The organism is Modicisalibacter muralis (assembly GCF_900102945.1).
In the GTDB taxonomy this organism is placed as follows: domain Bacteria; phylum Pseudomonadota; class Gammaproteobacteria; order Pseudomonadales; family Halomonadaceae; genus Modicisalibacter; species Modicisalibacter muralis.
Map to the genome: position 1 here is coordinate 24,198 of NZ_FNGI01000005.1, position 16,899 is coordinate 41,096.

Genomic DNA, 16,899 nt, shown 5'->3' on the forward strand with positions numbered 1-16,899 from the left:
GGCCATTGTAACGACTGCCCTCATGCGCTTCGAGGAGCGTGGCTTCGACAGACCCCGACAAGGATCGCCTCATGCGACGCTTTTTGATGCCGCTAGTCTGGCCCGTCATCTGCGGTGTGCTGCTGGCCATCGTGCTGCTCAACCAGTTTCCGCAATTACTCGGCACGCCACAATCGGTGGCTCCCGAGGCCTCCTCGCAACACGCCAGCAACAGTGCGCAAAACACCACTGGAGCCGATAGCGAAAGCATCGTGCGCCCAGCGCCTGAGCTACGCGAGGCGGCCCCGATGCCGCGCTCGGGCGGTCCGGCCAGCTATGCCGAGGCTGTGGAGCGCGCCGCGCCGGCGGTCATCAATGTCTATTCATCGCGCGAGGTCGAACGCGAGCAACACCCGCTGATGTCCGACCCCTTCTTTCGCCAATTCTTCGGCGATGAGACACCGCGTCGACAACGCATGCTTTCAAGCCTGGGCTCGGGGGTCATCGTCAGTGCCGAAGGCTATGTATTGACCAACCACCACGTGATTCGCGGCGCCGACCAGATTCAGGTGGCACTGCGCGATGGTCGCGAAGCGCTGGCCGAGGTCGTCGGCACCGACCCCGAGAGCGATCTGGCAGTGCTCAAGATCGATCTCGACAACCTGCCGGTAATCAGCTTTGCCCAATCACAGGACGCCAAGGTGGGCGATATCGCGCTGGCCATCGGCAACCCTTTCGGCGTCGGCCAGACGGTGACCATGGGCATCATCAGCGCCAAGGGGCGCAATCATCTGGGACTGTCGCCCTACGAGGATTTCATCCAGACCGATGCCGCCATCAACCCCGGCAATTCCGGGGGAGCGCTGGTTAACGCCAAGGGCGCGTTGCTCGGCATCAACACCGCGATCTTCTCGCGCTCGGGGGGGTCCAATGGCATCGGCTTCGCGATACCCACCAATCTGGCCCGGGAGATACTCAATGAGATCATCGTGCATGGCCGGGTCATTCGTGGCTGGCTGGGTGTCGAGGTTCAAGAGATCACATCGAACCTGGCGGCGTCGTTCGGGCTCAACGCGGCCCAAGGCGTGGTCATCGCCAGTGTCGCGCGGGGCGGTCCTGGCGATCAGGCGGGTCTGCGTCCCGGCGACGTGTTGCTGTCCATCGACGGCAAGCCGATCCTCGACCCGCGCGTGGCCATGGCCGATATCGCCGACATCCAACCCGGCAGCACCCTACCGGTCAAGATCGTGCGCGACGGCGAAGCATTGACCGTCGAGATTACGGTCGGTGAACGTCCGATCCCGACTCCTTCGGAAGACTCATGATTCCATAAACCCGAAAAGCGCCATAAACGCTATTCGGTTCACTTGCCAAGAATGCGGTTCTCCGCCGAGCGTGCATGGGCGGTCAGCGACTCGCCGCGGGCCAGTATTGACGCGGTGCGACCCAACCTCGAAGCGCCTTCGGCCGAGCATTGGATCAACGACGAGCGCTTCTGGAAATCGTAGACGCCCAGCGGCGAGGAGAAACGCGCGGTACCCGAGGTCGGCAACACATGGTTGGGGCCGGCGCAATAATCGCCCAAGGCCTCGGCGGTATAGCGGCCCATGAAGATCGCTCCGGCATGGCGAATCTCGGGTAGCAGCGACTCGGGATCGGCCATCGACAGCTCGAGATGCTCGGGTGCGATGCGATTGATCAAGTCGACCGCTTCGGCACGATCCCGACACGCGATCAGCGCACCACGCGCGGCCAACGAGGCACGGATGATCGGCGCGCGCTCCATGCCTGGCAGCAGACGCTGGATGGCGGCCTCGACCGCCCGTATGTGCTCGGCGTCCCAGCTAACCAGAATGGCCTGGGCATCCTCGTCGTGCTCGGCCTGGGAGAACAGGTCCATGGCCAGCCACTCGGGATCGGTAGCGCCATCCGAGACTACGAGGATTTCCGACGGGCCGGCGATCATGTCGATGCCGACCTGGCCGAATACCGCACGCTTGGCGGTGGCCACGTAAATATTGCCAGGGCCGACGATCTTGTCGACGCGCGGCACCGTCTCGGTACCGTAGGCCAGGGCGGCGACGGCTTGGGCGCCGCCGATGGTAAATACATGATCGACCCCGGCCAGGTGCGCGGCAGCCAGTACCAGCTCGTTGAGAATGCCGTCGGGGGTCGGCACCACCATGACGATCTCGCGCACCCCTGCAACATGCGCAGGAATCGCGTTCATCAGTACTGAAGAGGGGTAAGCCGCCTTGCCGCCGGGCACGTAGATGCCGGCGCGATCGAGCGCGGTGACCTGCTGGCCGAGCAGCGTGCCATCGGCGTCGGTGTAGCGCCAGGATTCGGGCTTCTGGTGCTCATGATAGAGGCGGATACGCTCGGCGGCGTGAGCCAGGGCGTCGCGCTGCTCGGTGGGTAGGCCGTCATAGGCCTGACGCAAACGATCGGCACTCAATGTCAACTCGGCCATCGAGCCAACCATGAGTCGATCGAAACGGTTGGAGAGCTCGATCAGCGCGGCATCGCCATGCGTTCGCACCTCGCTGATGATTTCCTCGACACGCCGCTGCACCTCGGCATCGGACACGCCCTCCCAGTCGAGCAGCGCCTCGATCAGCGCGTCGAAATCGGCGTCACGGGTCGACAGCCTGGCCATCTTGAAATCGGCAACGGTATCGGACATGCAAACCTCGTTAGTCATCGGCGGGATCAGCTGGTGGTCGTCTCGCCACGACGTGCCACGACCGCTGAGCGCAGGCGTTCGATCAACGGCTTCAAGCGCTCGTGCTTCATGGTCATGGCCGCCTTGTTGACCACCAGTCGAGTGCTGATATGCGCGATCAACTCGCGCGGCTCCATGCCATTGGCACGCAACGTGTTGCCGGTATCGACGATATCGACGATCTCATCGGCCAGGTTCATCAGCGGCGCCAATTCCATGGCGCCATAAAGTTTGATCACCTCGGCCTGGATGCCCAGTTCAGCATAATAGCCTCGTGCCACGTTGACGAACTTGGTCGCCACCCGGCGCCGCGCGCGCGCCGGTTCGGCACCGGTGACGCCAGCGGTCATCAGTCGGCAGCGTGCGATTTCCAGGTCCAGCGGCTCGTAAAGCCCTTCGGCGCCATGTTCGAGCAGCACGTCCTTGCCGGCCACACCGAGATCGGCGGCCCCCAACTGTACATAGGTGGGTACATCGACCGCGCGAATCACCACCAGCTTGACGTCCGCCAGATTGGTGTCGAACAGCAGCTTGCGGCTCTTGCCCAGGTCCTCGAGCGGCGCGATGCCGGCATCGGCCAGCAGCGGCAGGGTTTCCTGCAAAATGCGCCCCTTGGAGAGCGCGACAATCAGTTGCTTGCTCATAGCTCGCTACTTAACGATAGGTTCGGCTAGCCGGGAACGCGACGAATCTTCGCCCCCAACAACTGCAGTTTCTCTTCAATGCACTCGTAGCCACGGTCGATATGATAGATGCGATCGACCAGCGTCTCGCCATCGGCCAGCATCGCCGCCACCACCAGGCTCGCCGAGGCGCGCAGGTCGGTCGCCATCACCGGCGCACCGGAAAGCCGCTCGACACCGGTAACCACTGCGGTATTGCCTTCAAGAGCAATCTTCGCGCCCATACGCATCAATTCCTGAACATGCATGAAGCGATTCTCGAAGATCGTCTCTACGACTCGCCCGGTACCTTCGGCGATCGCATTGAGCGCCACGAACTGTGCCTGCATATCGGTAGGAAAGGCCGGGTATGGCGCGGTACGCACGTTGACGGCCTTGGGGCGCCGGCCGTGCATGTCGAGCTCGATCCAGCCATCGCCCGTGGTGATATCGGCGCCCGCCTCTTCCAGCTTGGCGAGTACCGCCTCGAGAATGTCGGCGCGGGTATTGCGCACCCGAACCCGCCCACCGGTCGCCGCTCCCGCGACCAGGAAGGTTCCGGTCTCGATACGATCGGGCATCACATCGTGATAGCAGCCGTGCAGACGCTCGACGCCCTCGATGGTAATGGTATCGCTGCCGTGCCCGCGAATTTTCGCGCCCATGGCGATCAGGCACTCGGCCAGATCGATCACTTCCGGCTCGCGCGCGGCATTCTCCAGCACAGTGGTGCCATCGGCTAGGGTCGCCGCCATCAACAGGTTTTCGGTGCCGGTGACGGTGATCGTATCGAAGAAGACGGTCGCGCCCTTGAGCCGACCATCGACCCGCGCACGAATATAGCCGCCTTCGACGCGGATTTCCGCCCCCATCGCCTCGAGGCCGCGAATATGCAAGTCGACCGGGCGCGTGCCGATCGCACAACCGCCAGGCAGCGACACGTCGGCGCTACCGAAATGCGCCAGCAGCGGCCCCAACACCAGGATCGAGGCACGCATTTTCTTGACCAGTTCATAGGGCGCATGGCAATGCCGCACTTGCGAGCCATCGAGCTGAATGGTCATTTTCTCGCCCATCACCGGCTCGACGCCCATGCACCCCAACAATTCCAGCGTGGTGGTGATGTCTTGCAGATGCGGCAAATTGCCGATGGTCACGGGCTCGTCGGCGAGTAGCGTGGCGGCCAGAATCGGCAATGCGGAATTCTTCGCCCCGCTGGCCCATACCTCGCCATCGAGGGGGCCGTTACCGGTAATAATCAACTTGTCCATGTAGGCTCGTTCGCTCAGCGCTGGGCATTCTCCGGCGCCTGTTCCCATTGCGCCGGGGTATAAGTCTTGATGCTGACCGCATGCAGCGCACCGCTGGCGATTTCCTCGGACAGCGCACCATAGATCAATTGCTGGCGCTTGACCGGATTCAGGCCGTCGAACGCTTCACCTACGGCAATCACCTGGAAATTGCAGCCCTCGCCCTGAATGAAGAACTCGCAGTCATCGATACGGGACTCGAGCAGAGTCTTGACGTCGCTGGGTTGCATGGGTCGCGGTAACTCCTGCTAATGACTGGACCATCGCCATGGCCGTGAGCCATGGCGAAAGCGTGGATTCACGAAATGTCGCCCATGGTAATGAAAAGCGCCGGCAATGGCGATGCCGGCGAGGCTCAAAGAGCCGGGGTGGGAGTTTCCAGCGACAGCAATCGATCGAGGCCGGCCATCGCAGTCAGGCGAGCCAACGGCGGAGACAGACGCACCGCTTCGACCTCGAGGCGCTGATCTCGCACGCAGCGCAGCCATTCGAGCATCACGCTCAGTGCGGCGCTGCTGGCCCGGTTTACGCCGCACAGGTCGAAGCACACGGCACTACCCACGGGCTGCTCGCGTAGCCACTCGCAACCACTGGCGGCGAGTGCGGCGGCCGCATCGAAATCGGCCTCGCCACTGGCCGCCAACACGCTGCCATCGACCTCGAGATGGACACCGTCCAGGTCGAGCAGCACTTTCATGCATTGCCGCCTTGCTGGAGCTCTTCACTGCCCACTTTGGGCGACCAGTTGGCGATAACGGCATCGTAATCGCGATTGTGATCGCGCATCGCCTGGTCGAACTGGTTGCGGAAGGTCAAACCCAGGTTGATGCCATTGACGATCACGTTGACCACCTTCCACTGGCCTTCGTCCTGGCGCAGCGTGTAGCTGACCGGATAGACCTGGCCGTCGCTGGCCACCACTTCCATATCGACGCTGGCCTGGTCCTCGTAGCGCCCCGCGTTGCCGCCCAGCACGCGCAGCTCACGATAGTCGAAGCTCACCAGCCCCTTGGCATAGGTATCGACCAGCGTCTGGCGGAACACCTCGGCGAAGCGCGTGCGCTGCTCCGGCGTAGCATTGCGGAAATAACGTCCCATCACGCTGGCGCCGATATAGCGAAAATCGGCGATCTCGGCGAGACTCTCGTCGACCAGCGCCTCGAGCTCATCGGGATGCTGGGCGAAATAGTCCTTGCGGCCTTCGATCTCGCCGACCAATTCGTCGACACTATTGCGAATCAACTGTTCCGGTGCCTGCTGAGCCAATACCGGGCCACTCAGCACTAGCAAACACAGCGCCATTGCCACGGCGCGCTTACGCGATACCCACGAGAAGAAAGCTGTCATAACGAAATCTCCTGAAACGTTCATTCCCTAGCCATATTCGACACGAACTGCTGAATGAGTTCTTCCAATACCAGCGCCTGCTGGGTATTGCGAATGACGTCGCCGTCCGCCAGCATCTCGGGGGCGCCGCCCACCGACAGGCCGACATACTGTTCGCCCAGTAGCCCGGCGGTAAGGATCGCCGCCGCCGTATCGCTCGGCAGCTTGCCTTCGAGGCTGGCATCGAGAGTCATCGTCACCCGCGCATCGAACCATTCGGGGTCGAGTGAAATGTCGCTGACCTGACCGACCCGGACGCCCGCCAGGGTGACCTTGGAGCGCGGCTTGAGCCCGCCGATGTTGGCGAAGTTGGCGTGCAGCGTGAACGTTTCACCGGAAACGCCGGTACCCAACCCACTGACCCTCAATCCCAGAAATACCAGCCCCACGATGCCCGCCAGCATGAACAGGCCGACACCAAACTCCATCATCTTGCTGCGCTTCATCCGAATTCTCCAAACATCAGCGCGGTCAGCACGAAATCCAGCCCGAGCACTGCCAACGAGGAATACACCACCGTGCGGGTGGTGGCACGAGAAATGCCTTCCGAGGTAGGGATCAGGTCGTAACCCTGGAAGACCGCGATCCAGGTCACCACCAGCGCAAAAAACACACTCTTGACCATGCCGTTACCGATATCGGCAATGAAATCGACGCTACCCTGCATGTTGCTCCAGTAGGAGCCCTCGAACACGCCCAGCCACTGCACGCCAACCAGATACCCGCCCCAGATGCCGACGACGCTGAACCCCACGGTGAGCAGCGGCAGCGATACGAAGCCGGCCCACAAGCGCGGCGCCACGACTCGGCGCAGTGGATCGACGCCGATCATCTCCATGCTGGTGAGCTGCTCGGTGGCCTTCATCAAGCCGATCTCGGCGGTCAGCGCCGAACCGGCGCGCCCGGCGAACAACAGCGCCGCGACTACCGGCGCCAATTCACGCAGCAACGACAGCGCGACCATCTGACCCAAGGCATCCTCGGCGCCGAAATCGACCAGAATGGTGTAGCCCTGCAGGCCCAGCACCATGCCAATGAACGTACCGGAAACCAGTATGATCGCCAGCGACAGGACGCCCACGAAATGCATCTGGCGCAACCATAGATGCCAACCCTCGCGAGACGGAACGCCCACGCTGGACTGAAACAGGAACATCCCCGCGCGGCCGAGCGCATCGACCGCATCGAGCGTGCCGCGCCCCAGGGCGGTGATTCGGTGTTTCATCGCCGCGCGCCCCCGGCCATGATGTCGCTGAAGTAATCCGCTGCCGGGTAATGAAACGGTACCGGCCCATCGGGCTCGCCGTGGATGAACTGACTGACCCGCGCATCGCGATCCACATCCAGCGAAGTCGGCGTGCCCTGGGCCATGACCTGGCCATCGGCGATGACGTAGACATAGTCGGCGATCGACAGCGCTTCCTTGATATCGTGCGATACCACGATGGACGTCAGCCCCAGCGCCTGATTGACCTTGCTGATCAACTCCACCAGCACGCCCTTCGAGATCGGATCCTGGCCGACGAACGGCTCGTCGTAGAGAATCAGTTCGGGATCCAGCGCCACGGCGCGCGCCAGCGCCACGCGACGCGACATGCCACCGGAAAGCTCCGAGGGCATCAGTCGATGGGCGCCGCGCAGACCTACCGATTCGAGCTTCATCAACACCGTGTCGCGGATCATCGCCTCGGGCAAATCGGTATGCACGCGTAGTGGGAAAGCGACATTTTCGAAAACACTGAGATCGGAAAACAGCGCACCGCTTTGAAACAGCATGCCCATGCGCCGGCGCAACCGGAACAGATCGCGACGCGACAGCCGATGGACGTCCTGCCCATCGATTCTCACGCGGCCGCTATCGGGCACCAGTTGCCCCCCGATCAGCTTGAGCAATGTCGTCTTGCCAGTGCCACTGGGGCCCATGATGGCGGTGATCTTGCCTCGCGGCACGCGTAGATCGACACCACGGAAAATTTCCTTCTCGCCACGGGAAAAATGCAACCCCTCGACCTCGACGAGCGATGAGTCATCCATCGATGCAGTCCAATCCCGAAAAATTATCGAACATCGTATCCTAACCCGCCCCGGCCTCGCTAGCCCGGCTTACGACGCGCGAACTTGCAAGCCGCCAGGCCAATGCGTTTAATGGGCGCCCCATCGCTCAAGACATCGGGCAGCATTGTTCACCATGACCACCAACGACGATTTTGCCTTTCGCGCCAGCGCGCGACGCACCCTCAAGCTCGAACAGCAGGCCATTGGCGCGCTGATCGTCAAGCTGTCCGAGGACTTCGACCGCGCCTGCCGGTTGATTCTGGCCTGCCAGGGCCGAGTGGTCGTCACCGGCATGGGCAAATCCGGGCATATCGCGCGCAAGATCGCCGCCACTCTGGCAAGTACCGGTACGCCTGCCTTCTTCGTGCATCCCGGCGAAGCCAGCCATGGCGATCTGGGCATGATCACGCCGCGCGACGTGGTGCTCGCGCTGTCCAATTCCGGCGAAACCGACGAGGTCACCGCCCTGCTGCCGCTGCTCAAGCGCATGGGCGCGCCGCTGATCAGCATGACCGGTCGTCCCGATTCGACCCTGGCCCTCCACGCCGAGGCGCATCTCGATGCCGGCGTCGAGCGCGAGGCCTGCCCGCTGGATCTGGCGCCGACCTCTTCGACCACCGCCTCGCTGGCGCTCGGCGATGCGCTGGCCGTGGCGCTGCTCGAAGCGCGCGGCTTCACCGCCGAGGACTTCGCCCTGTCGCACCCTGGCGGCAGTCTCGGCCGACGACTGCTGCTCAAGGTCGAGGATCTGATGCACACGGGCGAGCGCCTGCCCAGCGTGATACTGGGCAGCCCGCTGCGTGACGCCTTGCTCGAGATCACCCATAAGGGCCTCGGCTTTACCTGCGTGGTCGACAACGACGGGCGCTTGGCCGGGGTCTACACCGACGGCGACCTGCGCCGTACACTGGATCAACACACTGACTTGCGCACGTTGCGCGTCGATGACGTGATGAGCCACGGCGGCAAACGCATCCGCGCCGAGGTACTGGCCGCCGAAGCCGTCAAGGTCATGGAAGACAATCGCATCACCGCCCTGGCCGTGGTCGACGACGACGGGCATCCGATCGGCGCCCTGCACATGCATGACCTGCTGATCAGCGGCGTCATATGAAGGAGGCGTTCATGCACTCGTGGTTACGCGACCCCAGCCTCAGCGACCGAGCCCGCGCCATACGCCTGCTGGTTCTGGACGTGGATGGTGTGATGACCGACGGCCAACTGTATTTCCAGGCCGACGGCCAGGAGATCAAGGCGTTCAGCACACAAGATGGCCAGGGCCTGAAACTGCTGCGCCGGGCCGGCGTGGAGGTGGCACTGATCACCGGGCGCGAATCGCCAATGGTCGCCAGGCGCGCCGCCGCGCTGGGTATCCAACACGTCTTCCAAGGCCGCGACGACAAGCTTGACGTACTCCAGACACTGATTCAGCGTTTGCACATGACATTGGATCAGGTCGCCTACTGCGGCGACGACCTCCCCGACCTGGCACCGATCAGCCGCGCCGGGCTGGGTATCAGCGTTCCCAATGCCCCGAGCTACATCCGTGAGCATGCCGACTGGATCACCGAGCGCCGTGGCGGCCATGGCGCGGTACGCGAAATCTGCGATGGCCTGCTCGACATGCAAGGGCACTGGGACGCCATACTCGCAAGCCACCTACACGGCAAGCACTGACCCATGGCCCTACCTTCTATTCTGCGCCCCTCGCCCAAGTTCTGGCTGGCACTGATCGTGCTGGCGCTCGGCGGGATACTGACATTCATCGATCAGCGCGATGTCTCGTTGCCGGGGCCGATTCCCAGTGATGCGGCTGGCGAGCCGGACTATTATCTGGAAGGCGTGCAACTGACCCGCTTCGACACCCAGGGCCGGCCCCATCAGCGCCTCGAAACGCCACGTCTGGTGCACACGCCCGAAGACGACGTGACTCGCGCCGAAACGCCGGATGCGCGCCTACTCGACGACGAAGGCCGCATCTGGTTCGCCTCGGGCGACAAGGGCACGCTGGGCCCCGGCGGCAATCCGTTGACGCTGCGCGGCAACGCCATGCTCAAGGCACCCGAGGAAGGCTGGCGTCTGGATACCCACACGTTGGTCTACGACGCCGACACCGGCCACGCCTGGAGCGAGAGCGAGGCCCTGCTGCGCCAGTATGAACAGCGCGTGCGCGGCGAGCGTTTCGACGCCTGGATCAACGAAGGCCGCATGCGCCTGACCGACAACGTGCGCGGCTTCCACCCGCCGATCGACGAGGAACAAGAATCATGATGCGACACACGCTTGCCGGGGCAAGTCTGGCTCTTCTCGGCCTGCTCAGCCTGCCCGCCACTGCCCTGGAAAGCGACGCCAACGCGCCGATCAAGGTCGCCGCGGACCGCCTCGACCTGGACGATCGCGCCGGCACCGCGGTGTACACCGGCGATGTCGAGATGCAGCAAGGCAGCATGCGGCTCACTGCCGAGCGCGTCGAGATCGAGCGCAACGCCCAGGGCGAAGTGACCCTGGTCACCGCCATCGGCGAAGGCGAGCGCGCCTATATCGAGCAAAAACCCGCGCCGGAAGATCCTGTGGTCAAGGGCTGGGGCAATACCATCGTTTATCATGCCGCTGAGCGCCGCGTGGAACTCATCGAGAACGCAGAACTGCACCAGGCTGGCGACACCTTCAACGGCGCCTATGTCGAATACTTTCTCGATCGCCGGGTGGTACAGGCACGCTCCGAGACACAAAGCGGCGAGAGCGAACGCGTGCGCATGACCCTGACCCCCGAGCAATCACAGCAATGACCGCACAAGGATTCGTGCCGCGATGAAAACGCTGAGTGCGACACATCTCGCCAAGAGTTACAAGAACCGCCGGGTGGTGCAGGATATCAGCCTGTCCATCGCCCAGGGTAGTATCGTCGGGCTGCTGGGCCCCAATGGCGCCGGCAAGACCACCTCCTTCTACATGATCGTCGGCCTGATTCGCGCCGATGCCGGCGAGGTGTATATCGACGACCAGAACCTGACCCACGCCGCCATGCATCATCGCGCGCGGTCCGGAATCGGCTATCTGCCACAGGAAGCCTCGATCTTTCGCAAGCTATCGGTGGCCGATAACATCCTGGCGATTCTCGAGACCCGCAAGGACCTCGACAAGGCGGCCCGTCATGCGCATCTCGAGCATCTGCTCGAGGAATTCCACGTCGATCATATCCGCGACAATCTCGGCATGAGCCTGTCCGGTGGCGAGCGACGCCGCGTGGAAATCGCCCGCTCGCTGGCCACCGAGCCGGCCTTCATCCTGCTCGATGAGCCCTTCGCCGGGGTCGACCCGATCTCGGTGGGCGAAATCAAGAGCATCATTCGCCAGCTACGCGATCGCGGCATCGGCATCCTGATCACCGACCACAACGTGCGCGAGACGCTGGATATCTGCGACAACGCCTACATCGTCGGCGACGGCAAGATCATCGCCGAAGGCAACGCCGAGGCCATTCTCGCCAGCCAGAAAGTTCGTGATGTCTACCTGGGCAACGAATTTCGTCTCTAGGATATTGACCGGTCGCGCACAACCGGGACCTTGCAACCTGTCGTCAATAACCAAAGCATTAATTAATGGCATGAATATTGCTTTTATCCTTGCAAGCGGCTTCGCGTGGGGATAACGTGTCGCTAAATCCGTCAGCGAACGCGCTCTCTTTATGGCAATGAAACCCACGCTTCAGCTACGCGTCAGCACTCAACTGACCATGACGCCTCAGCTGCAGCAGGCCATACAGCTACTGCAACTGTCGACACTGGACTTGCGCCAGGAGATCCAGCAGGCGTTGGAAACCAACCCCATGCTGGAACTCGACGAGCTCTACGGTGAGCAGGCCGTCAGCGATCCCGTCGAGGACGACTGGGCCAGCGAGATCCCTGAAGAGCTGACGCTCGATAGCGAGTGGTCGGACACCTACCAGGACTTCACCCCCAGCGGTAGCGGCAGCGACGACGGCCCCGACTTCGAGCGCAATGCCGCCGGCCAGAGCCTGCAGGAATACCTGCAATGGCAACTGAACATGACCGATCTGGCCGAGCGCGAAAGCCTGATCGCCGAGAGCCTGATCGATGCGATCAACGCCGATGGCTATCTTGTTTCCAGTATCGACGAGTTGACCGATGGACTGCGTGGCCAGGGGTTGAGCGGGCTCAAGGCCAGCGACGTCGAGCGGGTGCTAGCGTGCCTGCAGCGTTTCGACCCCACCGGCGTCTGCGCACGCGACCTGCGCGAATGCCTGCTTCTGCAACTCGGCACCCTGCCTGAAAGCACACCGCTGCTACCACAGGCCAAGCGCCTGGTGCGCCAGTTCCTCGAAGCGCTGGCCGGTGACGACCGCAAACTGCTCAGGCGCCGCTTAAGTCTCGACGACGGTCAACTCGACGCCGTCATCGCGCTGATCCGCGCCCTCGACCCGCGCCCGGGCCAGATATACGACGACAGCGGCAACGATTACGTGATTCCCGATCTACTGGCCCGCCACACCCGCGACGGCTGGCGTATCGAGCTCAACCCCGAAGCCATGCCGCGCCTGCGTATCCAGCCGGACTACGCCGCGCTGATCAAGCGTGCCGACAAGAGCGACGACAACACCTTCATGAAGAACCATTTGCAGGAGGCGCGCTGGCTGATCAAGAGCCTGTCCAGCCGCAACGACACCCTGCTCAAGGTCGGTCGCGAGATCATGGCGCGCCAGCTCGACTTTCTCGAGCGCGGCGAGCAAGCGATGAAACCGCTGATCCTGGCCGACATCGCCCAGAAGGTGGAAATGCACGAATCGACCATCTCACGGGTCACCACCCAGAAGTTCATTCACACCCCGCGCGGGGTCTTCGAGCTCAAGTACTTCTTCTCCAGCCATGTCGGCGGCGCTAGCGGTGAAGGCGACGCCCATTCCAGCACGGCGATTCGCGCGCGGCTGAAGAAACTGATCGGCGAGGAGCCCGCGCGCAAGCCGCTATCCGACAGCAAGCTGGTCGACCTGCTCGCCGAGGATGGCATCAAGGTCGCCCGGCGCACCGTAGCCAAGTATCGCGAGGCGCTGGGAATACCGCCATCCAGCGAACGCAAGCGCCTGGCCTGAACGGCGCTTTTCAGCGTTGGGCGCTGGGTGTTTCTTCAGGGGTTTGCTAAGGTCTAAAAAGGGTTACAATCGAAAGGCCATCCGCAGCAACAGGAGCATGCCATGCAAGTCAACATCACCGGCCATCACGTCGAACTGACCGATGCATTGCGTGACTATGTGAATGAGAAGCTCGCACGACTGGAGCGCCACTACGACAACATCACTACCGTGCAGGTAACCCTCTCCATCGAAAAGGAGCGCCACCAGGCCGCCTGTACGTTGCACGCTGCCGGAGCCGACTTGCACGCCGATGCCGAGAATGGCGACATGTACGCCGCCATCGACGCCCTGGCCGACAAGCTCGATCGTCAACTCGTCAAACACAAGGAAAAGGCCCAGGCTCGCGCGCAAGGCGCTGGTGCCCGGTAAACTTCCCCACATGACTCTGCAAACCATACTGCCCCCCGAGCGCACGCTGACCGCGGTGCCCGGGGGAAGCAAAAAGCGTGTGCTGGAATTTTTCAGCACCTTCATCGCTCAGAACACACCTAGCCTCGATAGCCAGGAAGTCTTCAGCCGGCTGATCGGCCGCGAGCGGCTGGGTAGCACCGGCATCGGTAATGGTGTCGCCATTCCCCATGCCCGCAGCCCGCATTGCAAGGCGCCGATCGCCGGCTTTCTCAAGCTGCAGGAACCCGTCGATTTCGATGCCATCGATGGCGAACCGGTAGACTTGCTGTTCGTGCTGCTAGTGCCCGAGGAGGCCGACGAAACGCATTTGTCGCTGTTGGCCGAAGTCGCCAATGTCATGAACGATGCCGGCACCCGGACCCAGCTACGCAAGAGCGAAAGTCAGCATGAACTCTACGAAACGCTGACTCAGGCGATCCACCGCCTCAGCGACGGGAGCAGCCAGTAACGGCGACCGGCGGGCGGCATACGACGCATCCCATGCGACCACTTTCACCCCATAGCTAACCAGCGACAGCGGGAGCCGCACCCATGCAGCTCGTGATCATCAGCGGCCGATCCGGCTCCGGGAAATCGATTGCCTTGCAGGCGCTCGAGGATCTGGGCTTCTATGCGATCGACAATCTGCCAGCCATGCTACTCGACGAGTTGATCGATGAGTTGCAACAGGACGAGGCGCGCCGCTCGAGCATTGCGGTGAGTATCGATGCGCGCAACCTGCCGGGGGCACTCAAGCGCTTTCCCGCCCTGCTCGAGGAGATACGTTCACGCGGCATCGATTGCCAAGTGGTGTATTTCACCGCCGAGGACAAGATACTGCTCGAGCGCTACTCGGCGACGCGTCGACGTCATCCGCTGACCCGCGACAGCGAGATGACCCTGGCCGAGGCGATCGAGTCCGAGGTGGAGGCCCTTTCCGGCATCCGCGACCTGGCCGATCTGGTCATCGATACCTCCCAGCTATCGGTGCATGACCTGCGCGGGCGCATCGCCGAGCAAGTCGCCCAGCATTCCAGCGAGCAATTGACCCTGACCTTCGAATCCTTCGGCTTCAAACGTGGCGTACCGCTGGACGCCGATACCGTATTCGATGCCCGCTGCCTGCCCAATCCTTACTGGGACCCTCGCTTGCGCCCCTTCAACGGGCGCGACAGCGAGATCATCGAATTCCTCGAGGATTACCCGGATGTCATCGCCATGGGCGACGACATTCGCGACTGGCTCGAGCGCTGGCTACCCGCCTATCTGGCCAGCAGCCGCAGCTATCTGACCGTTGCCATCGGCTGCACCGGTGGACAGCACCGCTCGGTCTACCTGACCGAGCAGTTGGCGCGCCACTTCTCGACCCGTTACCGCGTGCGCCTGCGCCATCGCGAACTGGGAATTCACACCGCCGTTGGAGAGAGCATGGATGCCTCAGCGTGAGCTGACCTTGACCAACAAGCGCGGCCTGCACGCTCGCGCCGCCACCAAGCTGGTGCAATGCTGCCAGCGCTTCGATGCCAGCGTCACCGTCAGTCACAAGGGTCGCGCGGCCGATGCGGCCAATATCATGTCCTTGCTGATGCTGGCCGCCCCTTGCGGCAGCCGGCTCGACATCGTCGCCGAAGGTCGCCAGGCCGGTCAGGCGCTCGATGCGTTACAGGCCTTGTTCGACGCACGTTTCGACGAAGACGCCTGACTCGGCACCTCCCACCTCCCGGAGCCTCCCTGCAGGTCGCGAACGTTTAGCGAACGGCGTTTCTTTTACTCGCCGATGCTGAGCGCAATGATAGAATGTCGGTTCGATCGCCGGTCGACAGAGGATGCCGACGCCCATGAGCAAGAATCCGGAGAAGCTCCGGCCCAAACTGGCCAGGCTCAGTGAAGCGTTGGAAAGCGGCGCGCTGGATCAGGCACGGCGCATGCTCAACCGGGGATTGGCACCGGTCGATGTCGCGCACCTGCTCGAATCCACGCCGCCCAAGGAGCGCGATGTTCTCTGGGAACTGATCGAACCCGAGCTGCAGGGCGACGTGCTTCAATACCTCGGCGAGGACATCCAGGTCGAGTTCCTCAACCGCATGGATGCCCAGCAACTGGTTTCGGCGACCGAAGGGCTCGATGTCGACGACCTCGCCGACCTGCTCCAGCGCCTGCCCAACACCGTCACGCTCGAAGTGCTCGCCTCGATGGAGGCCCAGGAACGCCAGCGTCTGGAAACCGTGCTGTCCTACCCGGAGGACACCGCTGGCGGGTTGATGAATACGGATACCCTGACGATCCGTCCCGACATTACCCTCGATGTGGTGCTGCGCTACCTGCGCCGCCACGAGCGCCTGCCGGATACCACCGACAGCCTGCTGGTGGTGACGCGCAGCGATAAACTGATCGGTAGCCTGCCGATCAACCGCCTGCTGGTTTCCGAGCCATCGATGCTGGTGCGCGAAGTCATGGATACCGACATGCTGAGTATTCAGGCCACCGCCGAGGATACCGACGTCGCCAATCTATTCGAGAAGTTCGATCTGGTCTCGGCCCCGGTCATCGGCAGTGACGGCCACCTGCTGGGCCGGATCACCATCGACGACGTGGTCGATGTGATTCGTGGCGATGCCGAGCACCAGATGATGAGCATGGCCGGTCTCGACGAAGACGAGGACACCTTCGCGCCGGCCTGGCGTACCAGCCGCCGGCGCGCCGTGTGGCTGGGCATCAATCTGATCACCGCGTTCATGGCCGCCGCAGTGATCGGCATGTTCGAAGCCACCATCGCGCAGGTCACCGCGCTTGCGGTATTGATGCCAATCGTCGCCAGCATGGGCGGCATCGCCGGCTCGCAAGCACTGACCGTGCTGATTCGCGGCATCGCACTCGGCCATGTTTCAGGCTCCAACGTCCGCTGGCTACTCAATCGCGAACTGATCGTCGGCGCCTTGAACGGGCTACTCTGGGCGCTGGTGATAGCCGCCATCGCCGTGGCCTGGTTCGGTGATCTCGCCCTGGGCGGCATCATCGCCGCCGCCATCGTCATCAATCTGCTGTTCGCCGCCCTGTGCGGCACGCTGCTGCCGGTGATCCTCAGGCGGCTCAATATCGATGCAGCGCTGTCGGGCAGCGTGATCCTGACCACCGTCACCGACGTGATCGGTTTTTTGGCCTTTCTTGGGTTGGCGACGGTTTTCTATCTCTAAAGCTAGAAGCTAGAAGCTAGAAGCTAGAAGCCAAGAATGGCCTCGG

The 16,899-nt window shown here is 62.8% G+C and carries 21 protein-coding genes; 12 read left to right on the top strand and 9 right to left on the bottom strand.

Going from position 1 to position 16,899, the window contains the following annotated elements:
- Positions 1–71 precede the first annotated feature (71 nt).
- Positions 72–1,304, top strand: coding sequence for a Do family serine endopeptidase (locus BLR92_RS10080; RefSeq protein WP_089728133.1), 1,233 nt, complete (start codon positions 72–74; stop codon positions 1,302–1,304).
- A gap of 38 nt (positions 1,305–1,342) precedes the next feature.
- Here BLR92_RS10080 and hisD read toward each other — a convergent pair whose 3' ends face one another.
- The 9 genes from hisD to BLR92_RS10125 form a co-directional block, all read right to left on the bottom strand.
- The gene (gene hisD, locus BLR92_RS10085) at positions 1,343–2,665 is read right to left on the bottom strand and encodes a histidinol dehydrogenase (protein WP_089728135.1); all 1,323 of its coding nucleotides are present in this window, start codon (positions 2,663–2,665) and stop codon (positions 1,343–1,345) included.
- Positions 2,666–2,691: 26 nt separating this feature from the next.
- Positions 2,692–3,348 carry an ATP phosphoribosyltransferase gene (gene hisG / locus BLR92_RS10090; RefSeq protein WP_089728137.1) on the bottom strand — a complete coding sequence of 219 codons (657 nt, stop codon included), beginning with the start codon at positions 3,346–3,348 and terminating at the stop codon, positions 2,692–2,694.
- 26 nt (positions 3,349–3,374) lie between these two features.
- On the bottom strand, positions 3,375–4,637 hold the full coding sequence (murA, locus tag BLR92_RS10095; protein WP_089728138.1) for a UDP-N-acetylglucosamine 1-carboxyvinyltransferase: 1,263 nt from the start codon (positions 4,635–4,637) through the stop codon (positions 3,375–3,377).
- 14 nt (positions 4,638–4,651) lie between these two features.
- Entirely contained in the window at positions 4,652–4,906 is a 255-nt protein-coding gene (locus tag BLR92_RS10100; RefSeq protein WP_089728140.1) for a BolA family protein, read from the bottom strand.
- Positions 4,907–5,031: 125 nt separating this feature from the next.
- On the bottom strand, positions 5,032–5,373 hold the full coding sequence (locus tag BLR92_RS10105) for an STAS domain-containing protein (RefSeq protein ID WP_089728142.1): 342 nt from the start codon (positions 5,371–5,373) through the stop codon (positions 5,032–5,034).
- A complete protein-coding gene (locus tag BLR92_RS10110; protein WP_089728144.1) occupies positions 5,370–6,023 on the bottom strand; it encodes an MlaC/ttg2D family ABC transporter substrate-binding protein in 654 nt (217 codons plus the stop codon). The genes BLR92_RS10105 and BLR92_RS10110 overlap by 4 nt, the downstream gene beginning before the upstream one ends.
- 20 nt (positions 6,024–6,043) lie before the next feature.
- The gene (gene mlaD, locus BLR92_RS10115; RefSeq protein ID WP_089728145.1) at positions 6,044–6,508 is read right to left on the bottom strand and encodes an outer membrane lipid asymmetry maintenance protein MlaD; all 465 of its coding nucleotides are present in this window, start codon (positions 6,506–6,508) and stop codon (positions 6,044–6,046) included.
- Positions 6,505–7,287 (bottom strand): lipid asymmetry maintenance ABC transporter permease subunit MlaE, encoded by a 783-nt coding sequence (gene mlaE, locus BLR92_RS10120; protein WP_089728147.1) that lies wholly within the window; start codon positions 7,285–7,287, stop codon positions 6,505–6,507. The genes mlaD and mlaE overlap by 4 nt, the downstream gene beginning before the upstream one ends.
- Entirely contained in the window at positions 7,284–8,096 is an 813-nt protein-coding gene (locus BLR92_RS10125; protein ID WP_089728149.1) for an ATP-binding cassette domain-containing protein, read from the bottom strand. The genes mlaE and BLR92_RS10125 overlap by 4 nt, the downstream gene beginning before the upstream one ends.
- Positions 8,097–8,250: 154 nt before the next feature.
- On the opposite strand from BLR92_RS10125, the gene BLR92_RS10130 reads away from it, so the two are divergent.
- From BLR92_RS10130 to mgtE, 11 genes are all read left to right on the top strand, one after another.
- Positions 8,251–9,231, top strand: a complete 981-nt coding sequence (locus BLR92_RS10130; protein WP_089728152.1) for a KpsF/GutQ family sugar-phosphate isomerase — start codon at positions 8,251–8,253, stop codon at positions 9,229–9,231.
- An 11-nt stretch (positions 9,232–9,242) separates the two neighbouring features.
- Positions 9,243–9,794 (top strand): KdsC family phosphatase, encoded by a 552-nt coding sequence (locus BLR92_RS10135; RefSeq protein ID WP_089728155.1) that lies wholly within the window; start codon positions 9,243–9,245, stop codon positions 9,792–9,794.
- Positions 9,795–9,797: 3 nt separating this feature from the next.
- Positions 9,798–10,388, top strand: a complete 591-nt coding sequence (lptC, locus tag BLR92_RS10140; protein WP_089728157.1) for an LPS export ABC transporter periplasmic protein LptC — start codon at positions 9,798–9,800, stop codon at positions 10,386–10,388.
- Complete coding sequence (gene lptA / locus BLR92_RS10145; protein WP_089728159.1) at positions 10,385–10,906, top strand: lipopolysaccharide transport periplasmic protein LptA; 522 nt, start codon at positions 10,385–10,387, stop codon at positions 10,904–10,906. The genes lptC and lptA overlap by 4 nt, the downstream gene beginning before the upstream one ends.
- 22 nt (positions 10,907–10,928) lie before the next feature.
- Positions 10,929–11,654: an LPS export ABC transporter ATP-binding protein gene (gene lptB, locus BLR92_RS10150; protein ID WP_089728161.1), complete on the top strand. Its 726-nt coding sequence runs from the start codon at positions 10,929–10,931 to the stop codon at positions 11,652–11,654.
- Between the two features lie 151 nt (positions 11,655–11,805).
- Entirely contained in the window at positions 11,806–13,227 is a 1,422-nt protein-coding gene (locus tag BLR92_RS10155; RefSeq protein ID WP_089728164.1) for an RNA polymerase factor sigma-54, read from the top strand.
- Between the two features lie 102 nt (positions 13,228–13,329).
- Positions 13,330–13,638 carry a ribosome hibernation-promoting factor, HPF/YfiA family gene (gene hpf, locus BLR92_RS10160; RefSeq protein ID WP_089728166.1) on the top strand — a complete coding sequence of 103 codons (309 nt, stop codon included), beginning with the start codon at positions 13,330–13,332 and terminating at the stop codon, positions 13,636–13,638.
- 10 nt (positions 13,639–13,648) lie between these two features.
- Entirely contained in the window at positions 13,649–14,128 is a 480-nt protein-coding gene (ptsN, locus tag BLR92_RS10165; RefSeq protein ID WP_089728168.1) for a PTS IIA-like nitrogen regulatory protein PtsN, read from the top strand.
- A gap of 83 nt (positions 14,129–14,211) precedes the next feature.
- The gene (gene rapZ, locus BLR92_RS10170; protein WP_089728170.1) at positions 14,212–15,105 is read left to right on the top strand and encodes an RNase adapter RapZ; all 894 of its coding nucleotides are present in this window, start codon (positions 14,212–14,214) and stop codon (positions 15,103–15,105) included.
- Positions 15,092–15,361 carry an HPr family phosphocarrier protein gene (locus BLR92_RS10175; RefSeq protein ID WP_089728172.1) on the top strand — a complete coding sequence of 90 codons (270 nt, stop codon included), beginning with the start codon at positions 15,092–15,094 and terminating at the stop codon, positions 15,359–15,361. Before rapZ ends, BLR92_RS10175 begins: the two co-directional genes overlap by 14 nt.
- 136 nt (positions 15,362–15,497) lie before the next feature.
- Positions 15,498–16,853, top strand: a complete 1,356-nt coding sequence (gene mgtE / locus BLR92_RS10180; protein ID WP_217636565.1) for a magnesium transporter — start codon at positions 15,498–15,500, stop codon at positions 16,851–16,853.
- Positions 16,854–16,899 lie beyond the last annotated feature (46 nt).

Bases quoted from the DNA above. Each gene is read 5' to 3' on its own strand.
- BLR92_RS10105 (WP_089728142.1), bottom strand. From the start codon at position 5,373: ATGAAAGTGCTGCTCGACCTGGACGGTGTCCATCTCGAGGTCGATGGC.
- hisD (WP_089728135.1), bottom strand. From the start codon at position 2,665: ATGTCCGATACCGTTGCCGATTTCAAGATGGCCAGGCTGTCGACCCGT.
- murA (WP_089728138.1), bottom strand. From the start codon at position 4,637: ATGGACAAGTTGATTATTACCGGTAACGGCCCCCTCGATGGCGAGGTA.
- lptC (WP_089728157.1), top strand. From the start codon at position 9,798: ATGGCCCTACCTTCTATTCTGCGCCCCTCGCCCAAGTTCTGGCTGGCA.
- BLR92_RS10130 (WP_089728152.1), top strand. From the start codon at position 8,251: ATGACCACCAACGACGATTTTGCCTTTCGCGCCAGCGCGCGACGCACC.
- ptsN (WP_089728168.1), top strand. From the start codon at position 13,649: ATGACTCTGCAAACCATACTGCCCCCCGAGCGCACGCTGACCGCGGTG.
- hpf (WP_089728166.1), top strand. From the start codon at position 13,330: ATGCAAGTCAACATCACCGGCCATCACGTCGAACTGACCGATGCATTG.
- rapZ (WP_089728170.1), top strand. From the start codon at position 14,212: ATGCAGCTCGTGATCATCAGCGGCCGATCCGGCTCCGGGAAATCGATT.
- BLR92_RS10135 (WP_089728155.1), top strand. From the start codon at position 9,243: ATGCACTCGTGGTTACGCGACCCCAGCCTCAGCGACCGAGCCCGCGCC.
- lptA (WP_089728159.1), top strand. From the start codon at position 10,385: ATGATGCGACACACGCTTGCCGGGGCAAGTCTGGCTCTTCTCGGCCTG.
- BLR92_RS10110 (WP_089728144.1), bottom strand. From the start codon at position 6,023: ATGACAGCTTTCTTCTCGTGGGTATCGCGTAAGCGCGCCGTGGCAATG.
- mgtE (WP_217636565.1), top strand. From the start codon at position 15,498: ATGAGCAAGAATCCGGAGAAGCTCCGGCCCAAACTGGCCAGGCTCAGT.
- BLR92_RS10080 (WP_089728133.1), top strand. From the start codon at position 72: ATGCGACGCTTTTTGATGCCGCTAGTCTGGCCCGTCATCTGCGGTGTG.
- mlaE (WP_089728147.1), bottom strand. From the start codon at position 7,287: ATGAAACACCGAATCACCGCCCTGGGGCGCGGCACGCTCGATGCGGTC.
- mlaD (WP_089728145.1), bottom strand. From the start codon at position 6,508: ATGAAGCGCAGCAAGATGATGGAGTTTGGTGTCGGCCTGTTCATGCTG.
- BLR92_RS10175 (WP_089728172.1), top strand. From the start codon at position 15,092: ATGCCTCAGCGTGAGCTGACCTTGACCAACAAGCGCGGCCTGCACGCT.
- lptB (WP_089728161.1), top strand. From the start codon at position 10,929: ATGAAAACGCTGAGTGCGACACATCTCGCCAAGAGTTACAAGAACCGC.
- BLR92_RS10155 (WP_089728164.1), top strand. From the start codon at position 11,806: ATGGCAATGAAACCCACGCTTCAGCTACGCGTCAGCACTCAACTGACC.
- hisG (WP_089728137.1), bottom strand. From the start codon at position 3,348: ATGAGCAAGCAACTGATTGTCGCGCTCTCCAAGGGGCGCATTTTGCAG.
- BLR92_RS10100 (WP_089728140.1), bottom strand. From the start codon at position 4,906: ATGCAACCCAGCGACGTCAAGACTCTGCTCGAGTCCCGTATCGATGAC.
- BLR92_RS10125 (WP_089728149.1), bottom strand. From the start codon at position 8,096: ATGGATGACTCATCGCTCGTCGAGGTCGAGGGGTTGCATTTTTCCCGT.